We start from the raw sequence: 18,601 nt of genomic DNA, 5'->3' as shown, positions 1-18,601 counted from the left end.
CGGTCAGGCAATGCCGGTCAAGACCACGTGTCCCTATTGCGGTGTCGGCTGTGGCGTCATCGCGTCCAAGGACGCGGCGGGGGTGGTCCGGGTCGAGGGGGACAAGCAGCATCCGGCCAATTTCGGCCGGCTCTGCAGCAAGGGCTCGGCGCTCGCCGAGACCATCGATCTCGACGGACGTCTGCTGGAGCCCGTTATCGACGGCGCGCCGGCCACATGGGACGACGCGCTCGATCGCGTCGCCGACGGCTTTAGCCGGGTCATCCGCGAGCACGGGCCCGACGCGGTCGCGTTCTATGTGTCCGGTCAGCTGCTGACCGAGGACTATTACGTCATCAACAAGCTCGCCAAAGGCTTTGTCGGCACCGCCAATATCGACACCAACTCGCGGCTGTGCATGGCTTCGAGCGTAGCCGGGCACAAGCGCGCGTTCGGCAGCGACACCGTGCCGGGCTGCTACGAGGATCTCGAACAGGCGGATCTTTTGGTGCTGGTCGGCTCCAACGCGGCCTGGTGCCATCCGATCCTGCACCAGCGCATGCTGGCGGCGAAGGAGAAGAATCCGGCCTGCAAGATCGTGGTGATCGATCCACGTCGCACCGCGACCTGCGAGGGCGCCGATCTACATCTGCCGCTGCGTTCCGGCAGCGACAGCGTGCTGTTCAACGGGCTGTTCGCGTTCCTGGCCGGCAGCAATGCGGTCGATCGCGGCTTTGTCGGCAATTGCACCACGGGCGTCGTCGACGCGCTCAAGCAGGTCGGCGGACAAACGCTGGCGCAGACGGCTGCGACCTGCGGCCTGAGCGAAGGTGCGGTGGGGCTGTTCTTCGACTGGTTCACGAAGACCGAGCGCGTCGTCACGCTGTATTCGCAGGGCATCAACCAGTCGTCGAGCGGCGTCGACAAGGTCAACGCCATCATCAATTGCCATCTCCTGACCGGGCGCATCGGCCGTCCCGGCATGGGGCCGTTCTCGCTGACCGGGCAGCCCAACGCAATGGGCGGCCGCGAGGTCGGCGGGCTCGCCAACCAGCTTGCCGCGCATATGGAGATCGAGAATTCAGCGCACCGCGAGCTGGTGCAGCGGTTCTGGCGCGCGCCTGTCATTGCGGAGAAGGGTGGGCTGAAGGCGGTCGATATGTTCGACGCCATCGCCGACGGCCGCATCAAGGCGGTGTGGATCATCTCGACCAATCCGGTGGTGAGCCTGCCCAATGCCGACCGCGCGCGTGCCGCGCTCGACGCCTGCGAGCTTGTCGTGGTGACGGATTGCATGCGCGACACCGACACCACGCGTCATGCCGACGTGCTGTTGCCGGCGCTGGCGTGGGGCGAGAAGGACGGCACCGTCACCAATTCCGAGCGCCGGATCTCGCGGCAGCGGCCGTTCCTGTCAGCGCCGGGCGAGGCACGCGCCGACTGGCGGATCATCTGCGATGTCGCCGCCCGCATGGGATATCCCGGCTTCGACTACGCCTCGGTCGCCGAGGTGTTCCGCGAGCACGCCGAATTGTCGGGCTTCGAGAATCGAGGCCGGCGCGATTTCGACATCTCGGCGCTGGCCGGGCTCGACGACGGCGCTTACGACGCGATGGCGCCGGTGCAGTGGCCGGTGACGTCGGAGCATCCGGCCGGTACGCAGCGGATGTTCGAGAGCCAGCAATTCTTCACGCCCGACCGCAAGGCCCGCTTCGTGCCGGTCGCACCGCGCGCGGCGCGCAACGCGACCAGCCGCGACTTTCCGCTGGTGCTCAACACCGGGCGCGTCCGCGATCAGTGGCACACCATGACCCGCACCGGAAAAACCGGACGGCTGCTGTCGCACATCTTCGAACCCTACGCCGAATTTCATCCCGAGGATGCCCGACAGGCCGGGCTGCAAAACGATGGGCTGGTGCGGCTGACGAGCAGTTGGGGCGAGATGATCGCGCGCGTCGTGGTCAGCTCCGACCAGCGCCGCGGCTGCGTGTTCGTGCCGATGCACTGGAACGAGGAGTTCGCCGGCGAAGGACGCGTCAACGCGCTGGTCAATCCGGTCGTCGACCCCGTGTCCGGTCAGCCGGAGTCGAAGCACACGCCGGTCAAGGCCGATCCTTACACGCCGAAATGGCATGCCTTCATCCTGAGCCGCGACGCCATCAAGCGTCCGGCGTCAGGCTATTGGGTTTACGGCAAGGCCGGCGATTGCACGCGGCTGGAGCTCGCGCTCGACTCCCGCCCGGAGAGCTGGCGCGACTGGGCGAGGGCGCAGCTCGGCCTCGAAGGCGTCGAGATCGAATGGATCGCCTATCGCGATCCCGCCGCAGGACGCTTCCGCTACGCAGCCGTGCGCGATGGCCGGCTCGATGGCTGCGTGTTTATCGCGCCCGATCACACGCTGCCGTCGCGGGCCTGGCTGACCGGGCTGTTTGCGGAACAACAACTCTCGGCCAATGCGCGGATGTCGTTGCTCGCAGGGCGGCCGTTCGGGGCCGGCGAGGATGTCGGCCCGATCGTCTGCTCCTGCTTCAGTGTCGGACGACACCAGATCACCGCCGAGATCAGGAAGGGCGCCGACAGCGTCGATGCGATCGGCCGCTGTCTGAAGGCCGGCACCAATTGCGGCGGCTGCAAGCCCGAGATCGGAAAACTGATCGGCGCCACCGCGCAGCCGCGGCAGGCGATCGCCTCCTAACAGCCGCGGCAGATGCTCTTCAGCTTGCCGTTGAGCAGGCGGTCCTCTTCGTCGGAGGCCGCCTTGGTGTAGGCGTCGTTGCCGTGGCGCGCGTTGCCGGCAGATCCGCCGCCGCGAATGGTGCCGCCGGCATGCATGCCGTGGCTGTGCCCGCTGCCATGACCGTGGCCGCCGCGCGCACCGGCCGGCGGCATCGCGGCCGCAAGCAGCGCCACCAGCCCGATCGTCGTGATCGTCCGCATGGTGTCCTCCTCGTCGCGGCAGAATACCGTTGGGGCTGAGGCAATTCGGTGTCGGCCATCTTCACAATTTCGCTTGGCGGCAATCGGCGCGATTCTCGCGGCCGGTTCCCGCCAGCAGGTCGTACATAGGCCGTCCGGGGATAGCTTCATGCCGACAATGCAGTGCTCCCGGGACCAAAATGGTGTATCGGCAAGCTCTGGCGCGCCCCGACACGGGCAGGACACGGTCCGGCGCTGGGTAATCAAGATTTAGCAAGATTTCGGAGGAACGTTCATGTCGGCTCTGCCACTCTCGGGCATCAAAATTCTCGACCTGACGCGGGTGCTCGCAGGGCCGCTGTCGGCCCAGATGCTGGCGGATCTCGGCGCCGAGGTGATCAAGATCGAGCGGCCCGCCGGCGGCGATGACGCCCGCGCCTTTGGCCCGCCCTATCTCGCCGATCCCGAAGGCAAGGCGAACAACAACAACTCGTTCTACCTCTGCGCCAACCGCAACAAGAAGTCGGTCACGGTCAATATCGCCAAGCCCGAAGGGCAGGCGATCATCCGCGAGCTCGCCAAGTCGGTCGACGTGATGATGGAGAACTACAAGGTCGGCGACCTCAAGCGCTACGGCCTCGATTACGAGACCATCAAGCAGCTCAACCCCGGCATCATCTATTGTTCGGTCACCGGCTTCGGCCAGACCGGCCCGTATGCCACGCGCGCCGGCTACGACGCGATCCTGCAGGCGATGGGTGGCCTGATGAGCGTGACTGGCCATATCGACGGCGAGCCCGGCGCTGGCCCGATGAAGGTCGGCCCCTCGATCGTCGACTACATGACCGGCATGAACACCTCGATCGGAATTCTGTCGGCGCTCTACCATCGCGACGCCAACAACGGGGAAGGGCAGCATGTCGACGTCTGCCTGTTCGACACCGTGATCGCCTCGCTATCCCACTGGCTGCAGATCTACCTCGTCAACGGCAACATGCCGCCGCGCCGCGGCACCTGGGGCAATGGCGGCATGCCGGCCGGCGTGTTCCGCTGCACCGACGGCGAGCTGATGCTGGTGGTCGGCAATGACGGCCAGTTCCAGCGCACCTGCGCCGTGCTCGGCGAACCCGAGCTCGCCAACGACAAGCGCTTCGTCAAGAACAACGACCGCGTCGTGCACGGCAAGGAGATCATGGCGATCTTCGCCTGCCTGTTCCTGAAGCAGCCGGTCGCCTACTGGCTGGAGAAGCTCGAGGAGGCCGGCGTGCCGTCCGGACCGATCAACAATTTCGAGCAGGTGTTCAGCGATCCGCACGTGCAGTCGCGCGGCATGCGGGTGAAGGTCGACCATCCCTTCGAGCCGAACCTGTCGCTGATCCGCAATGCGCTGACCTTCTCGGGCACCCCGATCACCGACTACCGCGCCCCGCCGCTGCTCGGCGCCGACACCAAGGACGTGCTGGCGACCATCGGCTACGACGAGGCCAAGGTCGAAGGCCTGAAGGCGCAGGGGATTTTGTAGGGCAAGTTGGAGCCAGGCCGGGCATCTATCCCGTCATCCTGAGGAGCCGCGAAGCGGCGTCTCGAAGGGTGAACGGCCCGGCTGCTGGCCGTCGATCCTTCGAGACGGCCGCTGCGCGACCTCCTCAGGATGACGGTTCGGCAGCAGCGCCGCTCCTGATACACTTCGACCTGTGTCGAACCATCCTTGACACGAACCTGCTAGATTGGCGCCATCGATCCCTTATCGAAGGTGCCAATCATGAAACGGGAAGTGGTCCGCGTCGAACCGATCTCAAGCTGGCTGGAGCGCTGGAAGGCGCCGGCATCGGCGGTCACGCGCGCCGGTAACATGGTGTTCGTCTCCGGCCTGCCGCCGTTCGATCCCGCAACCGGCGAGATCGCCGCCGGTGCCTCGATCGAGCGGCAGAGCGAGCTCGTCATGGAGCAGCTCAAACAGTGCCTCGCGGCCGCCGGCGCCTCGTTCGACAACGTCATGAAGTGCAACATCTTCTGCACCTCGGCAAAACACTTCGCGACCTTCAACGCGATCTACCGACGATATTTCGCGGATGATCTGCCGGCGCGGATCTTCGTCTGCATTCCGGAATGGACCGGACCGTTCGACATCGAGATCGACTGCATCGCGATGGTGTAGAGCGGGAAGTCCTACAGATCCTGGCGCGTCAGCCGGCCGTGCACCAGGACCGGCCGCGCGGCCGGCTTGCTCGGCACGTCACCCATCGTCAGCGCCATCACCGAGACCGTGACCACGCGGTCGATGATGGCGCGGACGTCGTCGAGGTCGCATTTGCCTTCAGACAGCCGCAGCAGGCGTTCCTTCTCGCGGATGGTGTGGTGTGCCATCGCGAGCGCGAAGTGCAGGCCCCAATAGAGCTCGGTGTCATCGCGGCCGGGCATCGCGCGGCGCATCGCCGCGGCGAATTTGCGCAGATGGTCGACCTCGCGATTCTTGATGCGGCGGATCGGCGGCACCGATTCGATCGAGGCGCGGATCATGAAGCGCGCCGCGGTCGAGCCCTCGCGGTCGGGCCCGAGGCAGCCGCGCAAAGTGGGGCCGACGAGGGCGCGCATGATGTCCTCGATCGCGGCGCGGCCGCCGCCGGCATCTTCCGCCGCCCTCAATTCATTGAGACGCTCGCGGTTGGTCTGGATGCTGCGGGTGACGAACAACTCCGCGATCAGTTCATCCTTGGAGCCGAAATGGTAGTTCACCGCCGCGAGGTTGACGTTCGCCTCCGCGACGATGTCGCGCAGCGTCACGTCGCCGAAGCCGCGGTCGGCATAGAGCCGTTCGGCGGCGGCGAGAATGGCGGATCGGGTGTGGTCGCTGGCCATGGCTGAGAGCCTTTCAGTCAGTCCGCGCGCTGCGCGGGAACGACGAAGACGACAGGGAGTTGCATTTCAAACATTTGTATGAAACTATCGTTTGAAGAGCCGGAAATGTCAATCCGCTGCGCGCGGGGCGTCATTCTGGCACACCACCGCCGCCTGTTCCGCGAACGCCCTTGCGAGCCGCGGAGGCGGGGTCGACAATGTTGCCAACAGGCCCAGTCCAAGGCCCAAGTCTAGGAAACGAGGAGCGTCCCATGGATTTCACGATGTCGCCGAAGCAAAAGGAGTGGCTGGAGCGCGTTCAGGTTTTCATGAAACGCATGTCCGCCCGGCCGTGCCGATCTACGACAAGCAGGACGCCGAAGGCCCGCGCTGGAAAGTGATCCCGATCCTCGAGGATCTCAAGAAGAAGGCGAAGGCCGAGGGCCTCTGGAACATGTTCATGCCGCCGTCCTCGCATGAGGACGACGAATTCCACGGCGCGGGATTGAGCAATCTCGAATATGCGCTGCTGTCGGAAGAGATGGGCCACATCTCCTGGGCGTCGGAAGTCTTCAACTGCTCCGCCCCCGATACCGGCAACATGGAAGTCTTCATCCGCTACGGCACCAAGGAGCAGAAGCGCAAATGGCTGCGCCCGCTGATGGACGGCGAGATCCGCTCGGCCTTCCTGATGACCGAGCCGGCGGTTGCATCCTCTGACGCCACCAACATCGAGACCCGCATCGAGAAGGACGGCGATCACTACGTCATCAACGGCCGCAAATGGTGGTCGTCGGGCGTCGGCGATCCCCGTTGCAAGGTCGCGATCCTGATGGGCAAGACCGACTTCAACGCCGCCAAGCATCAGCAGCAGTCGCAGATCCTGGTGCCGCTCGACACGCCCGGCATCAAGGTCGAGAAGATGCTGCCGGTGTTCGGCTTCGACGATGCACCGCACGGCCACGCCCAGGTGCTGCTCGAAAACGTCCGCGTGCCGAAGGAAAACATCCTGCTCGGCGAAGGCCGTGGCTTCGAGATCGCGCAGGGCCGTCTCGGCCCGGGCCGCATCCATCACTGCATGCGCACCATCGGCAAGGCCGAGGAGGCGCTGGAGAAGATGGTGAAGCGGCTCGCCTCGCGTACCGCGTTCGGCAAGAAGATCATCGAGCACTCGGTCTGGGAGCAGCGCATCGGCGAGGCCCGCACCGACATCGAGATGAACCGCCTGCTGTGCCTCAAGGCCGCCGACATGATGGACAAGGTCGGCAACAAGACCGCACAGGCCGAGATCGCGATGATCAAGGTCGCAGCTCCCAACATGGCGCTGAAGATCATCGACCAGGCGATCCAGGCGTTTGGCGGCGGCGGCGTCTCCGACGAAGCCGGGCTCGCCAAGGACTACGCCCACATCCGCACGCTTCGCTTGGCGGATGGTCCGGACGAGGTGCACAATCGCGCCATTGCCAGGCTTGAACTTCGGAAGTATGCAAACACGTCGCACTGAGCTTGATGCGGAACGCATGGCGTTCGCGCGCACATCGTGCTCAGAATGAAAAGCGAGATCAGGCTGGCGTGCCAGCCTGATTGAGGGAGTGCCGGACGGCTCTCCATAAAAACTGAGGGAGCGTCATCGTGGCGGACGGCGTCAGGAAAGACGAAGAATTTTCCGGAACACGGGAAGTCGAGGAGCGTCATCGCGTCAACGAGGCGAGCCTCGATGCCTGGATGAAGGAACACGTCGAGGGCTATCAGGGCCCGCTCAAGGTCCTGCAGTTCAAGGGTGGCCAGTCCAACCCGACCTACAAGCTCGAAACCCCCGGCCGCAACTACGTGATGCGCCGCCGGCCGTTCGGTAAATTGTTGCCGTCGGCCCATGCAGTGGATCGCGAGTTCCGCGTCATCGCGGCGCTCGGCAAGCAGAATTTCCCGGTCGCGAAAGCCTACGCGCTGTGCACCGACGATGCGGTGATCGGCTCGGCCTTCTACATCATGTCGATGGAGGAGGGGCGGGTGTTCTGGGATCCGACGCTGCCGAGCCAGGAGCCGGACGCGCGCCGCAAGATCTTCACCAGCAAGATCGAGACGTTGGCCAAGCTGCACATCCTCGATCCCGAAAAGATCGGCCTCGGCGATTTCGGCAAGCCCGGCAATTATTTTGCGCGCCAGGTTGATCGCTGGACGAAGCAGTATCGTGCGTCCGAGACGCAGCACATTCCCGAATTCGAGAAGCTCGCGGAGTGGCTGCCGAAGACGGTGCCGGAACAGAAGCGCGTTTCGGTCGTGCACGGCGACTATCGCCTCGACAACATGATCTTCCATGCCACCGAGCCACGGGTGCAGGCGGTGCTGGATTGGGAATTGTCGACGCTCGGCGATCCCATGGCCGACTTCACCTATCTGCTGATGCAGTGGACCATGCCGGGCCTCGCCAATGCCGATCTCAAGGCGTTGAACATTCCGAGCCAGGACGAAGCCGCGCAGATCTACTGCAAGGTCACCGGCATGGCCGTGCCGGATCTGAACTGGTACTTCTCCTACAATCTGTTCCGTCTCGCCGGCATCACGCAGGGCATCGCGGGCCGGGTTCGCGACGGCACCGCCGCCAATGCCAAGGCCCTCGAATCGGCCAAGCGCACCGTGCCGCTGTCGCAGGCGTCATGGGAATACGCGCAGAAAGCCGGCGCAACCTGACAGCATCGAAGGGCGTGACCGTAGGTCGCGCCCTTCGTCGTTTGCGCAGGACTAGGATCAGGACTGGTAGTCCTCAAACTCCCACTTCCCCAGCCGGGAAAGTTTGTCTGCAAGGCGAGCCCAGCTCGGCTCGTCGCCGCAGCTCGCGCAATAGTCCTCGACGAATGCTTTGAGCCGACCGTAGTCGAAGCCTCGAACAAAGAGGTGGTGCCGGCCGATAGTGAATTCGGCGCCGGCATTGGCGGAAAACCACTCCGGCGTGCACAGCATGAAGTCGAAGGATTCCTCGCCCTTGTCCCCGGCAGGGCCAATCATTGCCATAACGAGGATTCCGAATGGACCCGCGGGTTGAAAATCCTCCAGCGGATCGGCATCTGGGCTGAACATCGACTTCAACTCGGCGCGCATGGCCTGAGACCTCGTTCCTTGCAGTGGCAGGCATCCTGTTTCGGGCTGTAGCCATCTGTGACTTGCGTTCGTGAGGACGCTTTGGCAAGTCAATTCGGTCACTATTTCCCGCCCTGGTCCTGATCTGACGCTTTCACTTTGCCCCTTTCCTCGAATCTTCGCGGCAGCCTGTTCATGGCTGCGGCCATGGCCAGCTTCACGGTCAACGACACCATCACCAAGGCGGTGTCGGTGGACCTCAACATCGGGAAGATACTGCTCGTCCGCGGCCTGGTCGCAATGGTGTTGGTCGCAGCGCTCGCCTGGTACCGCGATGCGCTCCGCAGCTTCAGCGCGTTGTTGATCTGGCCGGTCGGCCTGCGCGTGCTCGGCGAGATCGGCGGCACGCTGACTTATCTCTCGGCGATCGCGCAGATCCCGCTCGCCAACGCGTCGGCGATCTTCCAGGCGCTGCCGCTGGTCATCACATTGGGCGCGGCGCTGGTGTTCGGCGAGCCGGTCGGCTGGCGGCGCTGGCTTGCGATCGCGGCCGGCTTCATCGGCGTGCTGGTCATCGTCCGGCCGGGCGCGGAGGGTTTCAGCCAGGCCGCGTTGCTGGCGCTGGCCTCGGTCGGCTTCTGCGCGGTGCGCGATCTCGCCACCCGCCGCATCCCGAAGCACTTGCCGACCTTGTTCATCACATTGCTCACCACCGTGACGGTGACGACCGCCGGCGCCGTCGTGCTGGTGCCCCTCGGCGGCTGGAAGGCGCCGTCCGGCCACGCGCTCGGCCTGCTCGCATTCGCGGCGGTGCTGATCCTGATCGGCTACCAATGCATCATCGTGTCGCTGCGCACGGGCGACATCTCGGCGGTGGCGCCGTTCCGCTACACCGCGCTGCCGTGGGCGATGCTGACAGGCTATCTCGCCTTCGGCCATAAGCCCGACGGCGCGATGCTCGCCGGCGCCGCGATCATCGTGGCCTCCGGCCTTTACGCCTTCTACCGCGAGCGCAAGCGCGACAAGCTCCGACCCGCCGCGACGGGGCCGGGGTTGCCTCCGGATGGCCTCTGATCGAAGCTGGCGCAGTGTGTCGATTCCCCACGGAAGCGTGCTCATTCTTCGTATCGACGACGCGCCGCGGTTTCGGCAACGTTGCCGCGAGCAATACGACGCGCTCGTCGAGTGCTCCGCGTTCGTCAATTATCGACGTATGGAGCGGGGCGCCGCGCCGGTGCTCGCGCTGATGTTGAACGGATGGTACGATCAGCGATAGGCGGAGTCCGAAGGACTTAGTATTCCGCGCGTTCGAAGACCGAATGATGAGGTCGCAGATCGTCAATTCTCGCGACAGCTGCACATCGGTGAGAGGCGCAATGGTTGATGAGCGGCGAACGCTGCAGGAACTTGATGGGCAGGATTGGGGAGAGCCGGAGACCGCGCCAACCGGCATGGTGGCGCGCTGCCTGCGCTTGAGGCGTACCCCCTTGAAGAACCTGAGCGCTGGCGACGTGCGTCTCCTGGTCGGCCAAAAAATTGGCCTCCGGGTAATGATTCCGATGGCGTTTCGGTACCTGCGTGCCGATCCTCTCATTGAAACCGAGTATTTTCCCGGCGATCTGCTGAGGTCGCTCCTGTCTGTCGAGCGAGCGTACTGGTCCGATAACCCTGTCGAATATGAGCAACTGATAGCCATAGCTACGTCCGTCGCAGCCGGAGACGGAAAGGTTGCCAATGAGTGCCGAACATTTTTGGCTGCGAGCGGTGGTCCGTAGTTTCGTTGCGCGAACGACGTAGCCCCGGGGAACCGTTCCCGCATTCCGCTTTGCACATGAGGGCTACGCAATCATCGACCGCCTCACTTCGCGCAATGCGCGATCAGCCGTGCGACGAAATCTCCGCAGGCCTCGAGCTGCGACATCTCGACGAACTCATCCGGTGTATGCGCCTGCGCGATCGAGCCGGGGCCGACCACCACCGATGGCACATCCGCCATGCTGACGAACAGGCTGGCCTCGGTGCCGAACGCGACCTTGGCGTGGTCGTTGCGGCCGGCGAATTGCTTGGCAAGCGTGACGATGGGCGCGTCCGCGGCGGTGTCGAGCGCGGGGTAATCGAGGATCTCTTCGAAGTCGATGCCGCACTCCGGGTGGCGTGCGCGCATCGCGGGCTCGATCTCCGCCTTGGCCCAGGCGATAATCGCGTCCGTCACCTCTCGGGACTCGGTGATGCCGATGCCGCGGCATTCGAATTCGACGATGCATTGGTCGGGCACGATGTTCAGCGCGGCGCCGCCGTGCACGATGCTGGTCAGCAGGGTCGAGTGCGGGACGTCGTAGAGACTGCCTTGTTCGGCATCCTCTGCGAGCAACACGGCGCGGCGGCGGATTTCCGTGATCAGATCGGCGGCGTATTCGATGGCGTTGACGCCGTCGGGTGCGATCGAGGAGTGGCGCGCGAGCCCGCGGAACGTGGCGCGCACGCCGTGCTTGCCCTTGTGCCCGATGATCACCTGCATCTGGGTCGGCTCGCCGACGAAACAGCCGAGCGGCCTGATCGGCTTGCGCGCGACCTCGCGCAGCATCGGACGCACGCCGACGCAACCGATCTCCTCGTCATAGGAGATTGCAAGATTGATCGGCGTCTTCAGATCGGCCGCGAGCATTTCCGGAACCATCGCGAGACAGACCGCGACAAAGCCTTTCATGTCGGTGGTGCCGCGGCCGTACAGCCGCCCGTCGCGCTCGACGAGCTCGAACGGGTTGTGGGTCCAGACCTGTCCCGCCACCGGCACGACATCGGTATGCCCCGACAAAGCCAGGCCCGCTCGGTCCTGGGGGCCGACCGTGACCCACAGCGAGGACTTCTGTCCGGTGTCATCGACGATGCGCTGACTGCCGACGCCAAGCGAGGCGAGATAGCGCTCGATGTAATCGATCAAAGGCAGGTTGCTGCGGTCGCTGACCGTGTCGAACGCGACGAGGTCAGCCAATAGCTTGCGGATACGGTCGGGACGTTGATTTTGCATTGCCTGTTCGTTTTGCAGGGATTGTGGATCTGCGGGCGATCTTGCCAGAAGAGTATAACAGCTGGTTTGCCCGCCGGGGCCAAGCAATATCCGGGCCGGGACGACAATGGAACGCTCCGAGGCAGTCGCGCGACAAATGCGGAGCTGCATTTTCATCGACTGCTGTCATCGCCCGGTCCAAGTGTTCAGCCCGGTGATGACATGACGTGGTGTGGACGATGAATCGAGAACCATCCTCATCGTCGTCCCTGCCTGGTGCGCAATTGCGCACGGGAGCAGGGACCCATAACCACGAATGGTCGTTGTTCTGCGATGACGGAACGACGAGTCCCGTTCACAATGTCCGCCGCGGCGTATGGGTCCCTGCTTTCGCAGGGCCGACAGCGGTAGGTGTGGCGCCGTCATCGCGCCACTCCAACTTAGCCGGGGCCGCGAGCGGAGAACGCCCTTGCTAGATCGGCTTGCCCGTATATGGCATCGATGCGGTGAGGCCGCCGTCGACCGGGATCGCCTGGCCGTTGACGTAGGACGCCTCATCGCTCGCCAGGAACAATCCCATTGCTGCGAGCTCGTGCGGCTGGCCGGGGCGCTTCAGCGGATTGAGCTGGCCGATCTTGTCCTGGGTGCCGCGCTCTTTGGCGCGATCGAACACCGGCTTGGTCATGCCGGTTTCGATCAGGCCCGGGCAGACCGCATTGATGCGCACGCCGGTGCCGGAGAGCGAGTAGGCGGTGGTCTGCACCAGGCTGATGACGCCGGCCTTGCTCGCGCCGTAGGGATGTCCGCTGGCGCCGGACTTCAGGCCCGCAACCGATGCGGTGCAGACGATCGAGCCGGACCCCTGCTTGGTCATGTGCGGGATCGAATGCTTGATCGCGAGGAACGGACCGATCAGATTGACGCGCAGGACTTCCTGCCAATGTTCCGGAGTCTGGTCGGCGAGCGGCACGAGGCCGCCGCTGACGCCGGCATTGGCCCAGATCGCATCGAGCTTGCCGTACTTCGAAACCGCCTTCTCGATGAAAGCCTTCACGTCGCTCTCCGATCCGGCATCGGCGGTGACGGCTTCGACGGTGCCGCCGGCATCGCGCACCAGCCTGGCGGTTTCGTTGACGCCATCGGTGCGATCGACCGCGATCAGCTTGGCGCCTTCCTTCGTGAACAGCAGCGAGGCGGCGCGGCCGATGCCGCTTCCTGCGCCGGTGATGATGACGGATTTGCCTTCGAGGCGGCCCATGAGTTTCTCCCTGTTCATATGATCCGTGGCACGCCTGCCGCGCGACGGAATTCAAACAAAATTTCAAACGTCAGAAGCACTTGAGACGATGTGCGGCGTGACGTACAGCGTGACGGGACACTATTGAAGGGCTCATCCGATGTCCAATCCAGAGAAGCCTAACGTGACTGTGACGCGGTGGTGGTGGGTTCGTCATGCGCCGGTGCGCAGCGACGGCGGCAACATCTACGGGCAGGAGGATATCGACTGCGACACCGGCGACGTCGAAGTGTTCGAGGCGGTCGCCAAGATGCTGCCGCGCAACGCCGTGTGGTATTCGAGCAATCTGAAGCGCACGCACAAGACCGCGGATGCGATCTGGGCCGCCGGCTATCCGAAGCCCGAAGGCATGACGCACGAGCGCGACTTCGCCGAGTTGCATCTCGGCCGGTGGCAGGGCATGAACCGCGCCGCATTTCTCGCCAGCCGCCCGCCCGGCAGCATGTGGTTCGCCGACGTCAACGAGCCTGCGCCCGGCGGCGAGAGTTTCATGGATCTCTACACCCGCGTCTGCCGCACCATCGTGCGGATCACCGCAGCCGAGGCCGGCAAGGACATCATCGCGGTCGGCCATGGTGGCGTGATCAGGGCCGCGGTCGGTCTCGCACTTGGCGGCCAGCCGGATCGGGGCCTGTCGTTTGATATCGACAATGTCTCGGTGACGCGGCTCGATCACATCGCAGCGCCCAACCTGTCGATGTGGCGGCTGCCAATGGTGAACCAGCAGCCCTGGATCGCCGATCCGAGGCACGCCGCGATGCACCAGCCGTCCGGACCCGAAGTCAGGCCGGCGAGCAAGCTTGCGTGATTGCTGCTATCGCAACACGACACCGCTGCCTAAGCTCAACGCAGAATTCAAACACCTTACATCAGGGAGAAAACCATGACCTTGTTCGACATGAAGGGAAAAGTCGCCGTCATCACCGGCTCGACGCGCGGAATCGGGCGCGCGATCGCCGAGCGGATGGCCGAGCACGGCGCCAAGGTCGTGATCTCCTCGCGCAAGGCTGATGTCTGCGACCAGGTCGCCAAGGAAATCAACGACAGCTACGGGAAGGGCACCGCGGTTGCGATCGCCGCGAACATCTCGTCGAAGGAAAATCTGCAGAACCTGATCGACGAGAGCAACCGCGCCTTCGGCAAGATCGACGTGCTGGTCTGCAACGCGGCGTCGAACCCGTATTACGGTCCGCTCGCCGGCATCTCCGACGATCAGTTCCGCAAGATCCTCGACAACAACATCGTCGCCAACAACTGGCTGATCTCGATGGTGGTGCCGCAGATGATCGAGCGCAAGGACGGCTCGATCATCATCGTGTCTTCGATCGGCGGCCTGAAGGGCTCGACCATCCTCGGCGCCTACGCGATCTCCAAGGCGGCCGACATGCAGCTCGCGCGTAACCTCGCCTGCGAGTACGGCAAGCACAATATCCGCGTGAACTGCATCGCGCCCGGCCTGATCAAGACCGACTTCGCCAAGGCGCTGTGGGACAACCCGGACAATCTGAAGGCCTCGACCGCGCGCTCGCCGCTGCTGCGGATCGGCGTGCCGGACGAGATCGCGGGCGCAGCCGTGTTCATGGGCTCGCGCGCCGGCGACTTCATGACCGGCCAGACAGTCGTGATCGACGGCGGCGCGACGATCAGCTGACGCAAAGCGTCATCCCGGGGCGCGCGTCAGCGCGAACCTCAGATGCGCAATCGCGCATCGGGGGATCTCGATGTTGTTGCGCGAGTTCCGGGTTCAGCCCTGCGGGCTGCCCCGGAATGACGGGTCACTCCACCGCGGCATAAACCCCGTTGCGCACCAGCGAGCGGGTGTATTCGCGCTGGCCCGGTCCCTGCATCATGAAGACCGCGATCAGGTCTTCGCTCGGATCGATCCAGAAGAACGTGCCGGCCATGCCGCTCCAGAAGTACTGGCCGACCGACCCGGTGAACGGCGCGACACCCTGCTGCATGCGCACGGCGAAGCCGAGGCCGAAGCTGTGGCCGGGCGACACCAGCGCGCCCTGGACCTTGACGCCGGCGCCGAGGTGATCGGAGGCCATGAACTGAAGCGTCTTGCGGCCGATGATTCTGGTGCCGTCGAGCGCGCCGCCATTGAGCAGCATCTGCGCGAAGCGGGCATAGTCCATCGTGGTCGAAACAAGCCCGCCGCCGCCTGATTCCATCGCCGGCTTCTCCAGCATGTTGAACAGCTGCACCTTCTCATTGGTCCAGGGATCGTTCGCAAAGGCCTCGGCGAGCCGGCCGGCATTGGCTTCCCCGGTGTGGAACGCGGTCTCGTTCATTTGCAGGGGGCTAAGGATCCGCTCAGTGAGGAACGCGCCGAGCGTCTGGCCGCTGACGACTTCGATGATGCGGCCGAGGATGTCGGTGGAGCGGCTGTAGTTCCACTCGGCACCGGGCTGGCAGACCAGCGGCATGGCGGCGAGCATGGTGGCGTGCTCGGCATTGGTGATCTTGCGGCTGCGCAGCCGCGACTGCTGGTAGAGCTGCTGCACCGGGCCGTTGCCGGTGTGGTCATACGTCAAACCCGACGTGTGGCGCAGCAGGTCCTGGATCGTCATCTGCCGCTGCACGGGGACGAGCTCGAGCTTGCCGTCGCGTTCGACGCCGACCTTGGTCTCGGCGAATCCGGGGATGAACTTCGCGACGGGGTCGTCGAGCAGGAAGTGGCCGTCCTCGAGCAGCTGCATGATGCCGACCGAGACGATCGGCTTGGTCATCGAGAAGATGCGGAAGATCGAGTCATGGGTCATCGGCGCAGATGCGGTCGGGCCTTGCCGGCCGATCGCGTCGAACCAGCCGATCTGGCCGCGCCGCGCCACCAGCACTGTGAAGCCGGGTGCGGTTCCCTTGTCGACCTCGCGCTTGAAGGTGTCGGACATCGCCTGCAGCCGCGTGCTCGACAGCCCGATCGATTCGGGTTTGGCGAGCGGGAGGGACGGGGTGGTCTGGCTGGCGGCGTGCTTGGTGGCGGTTTGAGCGTTCATGGTCTCTCCCTGGCTCTTGATTCTTGCGGCGAGGTGCCGTCATGGGGTGATCGCCGAAGTCTGGCGCAGAAGTTTTGCAATGAACAGAAGCTTCACCGCTTCGCCCTTGCAAACCGGCCATGCCCTGTGCTTGAAACGGCGCGAACCGGCGGCGACGCTGGTTCCCTGCAGGAGTGTAGCTCAATTGGTAGAGCACCGGTCTCCAAAACCGGGGGTCGCAGGTTCGAGCCCTGCCACTCCTGCCAGCTTTTAGCTAACAATTTGAATGTCTTGGCCGAGGTCTTGGACCCGAAGTCCTGGACCCCGGTCGTGATCATTTTCGGCTACTTGATCAACGGGCAGCCGCCGTCCTTCAGCGGCCGGAACGCCTGGTCGCCGGGCACCTCGGCGAGCACCTTGTAGTAATCCCACGGCGCCTTCGATTCCTCGGGCCTCTTGACCTCGAACAGGAACATCGAGTGCACCATGCGGCCGTCTTCGCGCACCACGCCGTTGTCGGTGAACGCGTCGCGGACCGGGGTCGCACGCATTTTCGCCAGCACCGGCTTGGTCTCCTTGGTGCCGGCGGCCTTCACCGCGTTGAGGTAGTGCAGGGTGGCGCTGTAGGTGGCGGCCTGGTTCATCGTCGGCATCCGCTTCATGCGCTCGAAGAAGCGCTTGCCGAAGGAGCGGGTGCGGTCGTTGAGATCCCAGTAGTAGGCCTCGGTGATGATCAGGCCCTGCGCGAGCTTCAGCCCGAGGCTGTGAATATCAGAGATGAACATCACGATGCCGGCGAGGTTCTGCCCGCCCGCGACGATGCCGAATTCGGAAGCCTGCTTGATGGTGTTGATGGTGTCGGCGCCGCCGTTGGCCATGCCGATGATCTTGGCCTTCGAAGCCTGGGCTTGCAGCAGGAAGGACGAGAAGTCCGGCGTGTTGAGCGGATGCCGCGCGCTGCCGAGCACCTTGCCGCCGGCGGCGCGGACCACGTCGCCGGTATCGCGCTCGATCGAGTGGCCGAACAGATAGTCTGCGGTGATGAAGAACCAGCTGTCGCCGCCGTTCTTCACGATCGCGCTGCCGACGGTGTGGGCGTTGGCATAGGTGTCGTAGGTCCAGTGCAGCGTGTAGGGCGAGCAGGATTTGCCGGTGATGTCGGAGCTCGCCGCATCCGTCACGATCATGATCTTCTCGAACTGCCTCGACATCTCCATGCCGGCGAGCGCGGTCGCCGAGGTCGGCATGTCGATGACCATGTCGACGTTCTCCGCCTCGTACCACTTGCGGGTGATGGTCGCGGCGACGTCGGCCTTGTTGAGGGCGTCGGCGGTGACGAGCTCGATCGGCTTGCCGAACATGGACCCTCCGAACTCCTCGATCGCCATCTTGGTGGCTTCGACGTTCCCGGCGCCGCCGATATCCGCATAGACCGACTGGAAATCGGTCAGCACGCCGATCTTGAGCGGCGTCTGTTGTGCGAGCGCGGGCCCGGCCAGCGCTGCGGCGATCAGGCCGGCAGCGGACAGAGTTGTGACGATGGATTTCATGGTGATGTGCCTCCCCAAGGCGGTGTTCTTATCGGCTTGTCCGACAAAGCTAGATTTGCCCGGTTCCGGTGTCAATTCTGGCCGACTGGGTGCGACAATCCGGCCAAGGAAGGGGCATTTGACGCTCCAGTGGCCTTCGCCTACGCTTTGTCGGACAAACGACAATCGGGAGCCCAAGGTGGCCGCCACGCCGCTGTTCCGGCGCATCGACGTTGCGCCGGCCTACCAGAAGGTCGCGGACGCGATCGAACGGGAAATCATCAACGGCCGGATCAAGCCGGGCGAGCCGATCGGCACCGAGCAGCAGCTCGTCGCGCAGTTCGGCGTCAACCGCTCGACCGTGCGCGAAGGCATTCGCGTGCTCGAGGAGGGCGGGCTGATCCGGCGCGATTCCAGCCGCCGCCTGCAGGCCTGCCTGCCGCGCTACAACAAGCTCGCCACAAGGCTGTCGCGTGCGCTGATCCTGCACGAGGTGACGTTCCGCGAATTGTTCGAGACCTCGATGACGCTGGAGGTCGCGAGTGTCGAGGGCGCGGTGGAGCGCGCCACCGACGAGAACATCGCCGAGCTCGCCGGCAATCTCGAACGCAGCGCTGATGTCGTCGGCAACCCCGCAGGTCTCGCCGAGCTCGATGCGGAATTCCACGTGCTGATGGCCAAGGCCTCGCAGAACCGCGTGCTGCAGCTCGCGCGCGAGCCGGCCGCGCAACTGTTCTTTCCGACCACCGAGATGATCGTCGGCGGCGTACCGGAGGGCGGCGCGCGGCTCGTCGAGGCGCATGGCCACATCCTCGATGCGATCAGGCGGCGCGACAAGGAGGCCGGCGTGCTGTGGACGCGGCGGCATCTGCAGGACTGGCGCCGCGGCTTCGAGAAGATCGCCTCGCTCGATCGCTCGGTCGAGCACACCTACATGGAACACGCCTACGCCGCCCGGCAGTAGCGACGGCGCGGCGAC

The 18,601-nt window shown here is 64.6% G+C and carries 16 protein-coding genes, 1 tRNA gene and 1 pseudogene; 11 read left to right on the top strand and 7 right to left on the bottom strand.

The genetic code is table 11. From position 1 onward, the window contains the following. Positions 1-10 precede the first annotated feature (10 nt). The gene (locus tag H8A95_RS02160) at positions 11-2,674 is read left to right on the top strand and encodes a nitrate reductase (protein WP_229181580.1); all 2,664 of its coding nucleotides are present in this window, start codon (positions 11-13) and stop codon (positions 2,672-2,674) included. Here H8A95_RS02160 and H8A95_RS02155 read toward each other — a convergent pair. Then, on the bottom strand, positions 2,671-2,916 hold the full coding sequence (locus tag H8A95_RS02155) for a hypothetical protein (protein ID WP_229181579.1): 246 nt from the start codon (positions 2,914-2,916) through the stop codon (positions 2,671-2,673). The two genes, H8A95_RS02160 and H8A95_RS02155, sit on opposite strands and share 4 nt — an antisense overlap. A 274-nt stretch (positions 2,917-3,190) precedes the next feature. Between H8A95_RS02155 and H8A95_RS02150 the strand changes: the two genes are divergently transcribed. Next, complete coding sequence (locus H8A95_RS02150) at positions 3,191-4,417, top strand: CaiB/BaiF CoA transferase family protein (protein ID WP_229181578.1); 1,227 nt, start codon at positions 3,191-3,193, stop codon at positions 4,415-4,417. Positions 4,418-4,657: 240 nt separating this feature from the next. After that, positions 4,658-5,053 carry a Rid family hydrolase gene (locus tag H8A95_RS02145; protein ID WP_229181577.1) on the top strand — a complete coding sequence of 132 codons (396 nt, stop codon included), beginning with the start codon at positions 4,658-4,660 and terminating at the stop codon, positions 5,051-5,053. A gap of 11 nt (positions 5,054-5,064) precedes the next feature. On the opposite strand, the gene H8A95_RS02140 is transcribed toward H8A95_RS02145, so the two are convergent. Further along, positions 5,065-5,754, bottom strand: a complete 690-nt coding sequence (locus H8A95_RS02140; protein ID WP_229181576.1) for a TetR/AcrR family transcriptional regulator — start codon at positions 5,752-5,754, stop codon at positions 5,065-5,067. Positions 5,755-6,005: 251 nt separating this feature from the next. Here H8A95_RS02140 and H8A95_RS02135 point away from each other — a divergent pair. Together H8A95_RS02135 and H8A95_RS02130 are read left to right on the top strand one after the other, a co-directional pair. Continuing rightward, positions 6,006-7,237, top strand: a pseudogene (locus tag H8A95_RS02135) (acyl-CoA dehydrogenase family protein). Positions 7,238-7,365: 128 nt separating this feature from the next. Continuing rightward, positions 7,366-8,424 carry a phosphotransferase family protein gene (locus tag H8A95_RS02130; protein WP_229181575.1) on the top strand — a complete coding sequence of 353 codons (1,059 nt, stop codon included), beginning with the start codon at positions 7,366-7,368 and terminating at the stop codon, positions 8,422-8,424. A 57-nt stretch (positions 8,425-8,481) separates the two neighbouring features. On the opposite strand, the gene H8A95_RS02125 is transcribed toward H8A95_RS02130, so the two are convergent. Then, positions 8,482-8,832, bottom strand: a complete 351-nt coding sequence (locus H8A95_RS02125; RefSeq protein ID WP_229181574.1) for an immunity 8 family protein — start codon at positions 8,830-8,832, stop codon at positions 8,482-8,484. A 138-nt stretch (positions 8,833-8,970) separates the two neighbouring features. Between H8A95_RS02125 and H8A95_RS02120 the strand changes: the two genes are divergently transcribed. Both H8A95_RS02120 and H8A95_RS02115 read left to right on the top strand, forming a co-directional pair. Next, entirely contained in the window at positions 8,971-9,885 is a 915-nt protein-coding gene (locus H8A95_RS02120) for a DMT family transporter (protein WP_229181573.1), read from the top strand. A gap of 302 nt (positions 9,886-10,187) precedes the next feature. Next, positions 10,188-10,586, top strand: a complete 399-nt coding sequence (locus H8A95_RS02115; protein ID WP_229181572.1) for a contact-dependent growth inhibition system immunity protein — start codon at positions 10,188-10,190, stop codon at positions 10,584-10,586. A gap of 83 nt (positions 10,587-10,669) precedes the next feature. On the opposite strand, the gene argE is transcribed toward H8A95_RS02115, so the two are convergent. Both argE and H8A95_RS02105 read right to left on the bottom strand, forming a co-directional pair. Further along, on the bottom strand, positions 10,670-11,839 hold the full coding sequence (gene argE / locus H8A95_RS02110) for an acetylornithine deacetylase (RefSeq protein ID WP_229181571.1): 1,170 nt from the start codon (positions 11,837-11,839) through the stop codon (positions 10,670-10,672). Positions 11,840-12,290: 451 nt separating this feature from the next. Then, positions 12,291-13,076 carry an SDR family NAD(P)-dependent oxidoreductase gene (locus H8A95_RS02105; protein WP_229181570.1) on the bottom strand — a complete coding sequence of 262 codons (786 nt, stop codon included), beginning with the start codon at positions 13,074-13,076 and terminating at the stop codon, positions 12,291-12,293. Between the two features lie 139 nt (positions 13,077-13,215). Between H8A95_RS02105 and H8A95_RS02100 the strand changes: the two genes are divergently transcribed. Together H8A95_RS02100 and H8A95_RS02095 are read left to right on the top strand one after the other, a co-directional pair. Continuing rightward, on the top strand, positions 13,216-13,923 hold the full coding sequence (locus H8A95_RS02100; protein WP_229181569.1) for a histidine phosphatase family protein: 708 nt from the start codon (positions 13,216-13,218) through the stop codon (positions 13,921-13,923). A gap of 75 nt (positions 13,924-13,998) precedes the next feature. Next, complete coding sequence (locus H8A95_RS02095) at positions 13,999-14,766, top strand: SDR family NAD(P)-dependent oxidoreductase (RefSeq protein WP_163150628.1); 768 nt, start codon at positions 13,999-14,001, stop codon at positions 14,764-14,766. A 124-nt stretch (positions 14,767-14,890) separates the two neighbouring features. Here H8A95_RS02095 and H8A95_RS02090 read toward each other — a convergent pair whose 3' ends face one another. Continuing rightward, a complete protein-coding gene (locus tag H8A95_RS02090) occupies positions 14,891-16,114 on the bottom strand; it encodes a serine hydrolase domain-containing protein (protein ID WP_229181568.1) in 1,224 nt (407 codons plus the stop codon). Positions 16,115-16,283: 169 nt separating this feature from the next. Between H8A95_RS02090 and H8A95_RS02085 the strand changes: the two genes are divergently transcribed. Continuing rightward, positions 16,284-16,359, top strand: a tRNA-Trp gene (locus H8A95_RS02085). A 78-nt stretch (positions 16,360-16,437) separates the two neighbouring features. Here the strand turns inward: H8A95_RS02085 and H8A95_RS02080 are convergent. Next, entirely contained in the window at positions 16,438-17,643 is a 1,206-nt protein-coding gene (locus H8A95_RS02080) for an ABC transporter substrate-binding protein (protein WP_229181567.1), read from the bottom strand. 178 nt (positions 17,644-17,821) lie between these two features. On the opposite strand from H8A95_RS02080, the gene H8A95_RS02075 reads away from it, so the two are divergent. Next, positions 17,822-18,586 (top strand): FadR/GntR family transcriptional regulator, encoded by a 765-nt coding sequence (locus H8A95_RS02075; RefSeq protein WP_229181566.1) that lies wholly within the window; start codon positions 17,822-17,824, stop codon positions 18,584-18,586. The last annotated feature ends 15 nt before the right edge of the window (positions 18,587-18,601 follow it).

It is taken from the genome of Bradyrhizobium oropedii (assembly GCF_020889685.1).
GTDB lineage: Bacteria > Pseudomonadota > Alphaproteobacteria > Rhizobiales > Xanthobacteraceae > Bradyrhizobium > Bradyrhizobium oropedii.
This window is presented reverse-complemented; position numbering and strand designations above follow the sequence as displayed.

What these genes read in the sequence shown, in the direction of transcription:
- H8A95_RS02160 (WP_229181580.1), top strand. Translation starts at nt 11, where the DNA reads ATGCCGGTCAAGACCACGTGTCCCTATTGCGGTGTCGGCTGTGGCGTC.
- H8A95_RS02155 (WP_229181579.1), bottom strand. Translation starts at nt 2,916, where the DNA reads ATGCGGACGATCACGACGATCGGGCTGGTGGCGCTGCTTGCGGCCGCG.
- H8A95_RS02150 (WP_229181578.1), top strand. Translation starts at nt 3,191, where the DNA reads ATGTCGGCTCTGCCACTCTCGGGCATCAAAATTCTCGACCTGACGCGG.
- H8A95_RS02145 (WP_229181577.1), top strand. Translation starts at nt 4,658, where the DNA reads ATGAAACGGGAAGTGGTCCGCGTCGAACCGATCTCAAGCTGGCTGGAG.
- H8A95_RS02140 (WP_229181576.1), bottom strand. Translation starts at nt 5,754, where the DNA reads ATGGCCAGCGACCACACCCGATCCGCCATTCTCGCCGCCGCCGAACGG.
- H8A95_RS02125 (WP_229181574.1), bottom strand. Translation starts at nt 8,832, where the DNA reads ATGCGCGCCGAGTTGAAGTCGATGTTCAGCCCAGATGCCGATCCGCTG.
- H8A95_RS02115 (WP_229181572.1), top strand. Translation starts at nt 10,188, where the DNA reads ATGGTTGATGAGCGGCGAACGCTGCAGGAACTTGATGGGCAGGATTGG.
- argE (WP_229181571.1), bottom strand. Translation starts at nt 11,839, where the DNA reads ATGCAAAATCAACGTCCCGACCGTATCCGCAAGCTATTGGCTGACCTC.
- H8A95_RS02105 (WP_229181570.1), bottom strand. Translation starts at nt 13,076, where the DNA reads ATGGGCCGCCTCGAAGGCAAATCCGTCATCATCACCGGCGCAGGAAGC.
- H8A95_RS02100 (WP_229181569.1), top strand. Translation starts at nt 13,216, where the DNA reads ATGTCCAATCCAGAGAAGCCTAACGTGACTGTGACGCGGTGGTGGTGG.
- H8A95_RS02095 (WP_163150628.1), top strand. Translation starts at nt 13,999, where the DNA reads ATGACCTTGTTCGACATGAAGGGAAAAGTCGCCGTCATCACCGGCTCG.
- H8A95_RS02090 (WP_229181568.1), bottom strand. Translation starts at nt 16,114, where the DNA reads ATGAACGCTCAAACCGCCACCAAGCACGCCGCCAGCCAGACCACCCCG.
- H8A95_RS02080 (WP_229181567.1), bottom strand. Translation starts at nt 17,643, where the DNA reads ATGAAATCCATCGTCACAACTCTGTCCGCTGCCGGCCTGATCGCCGCA.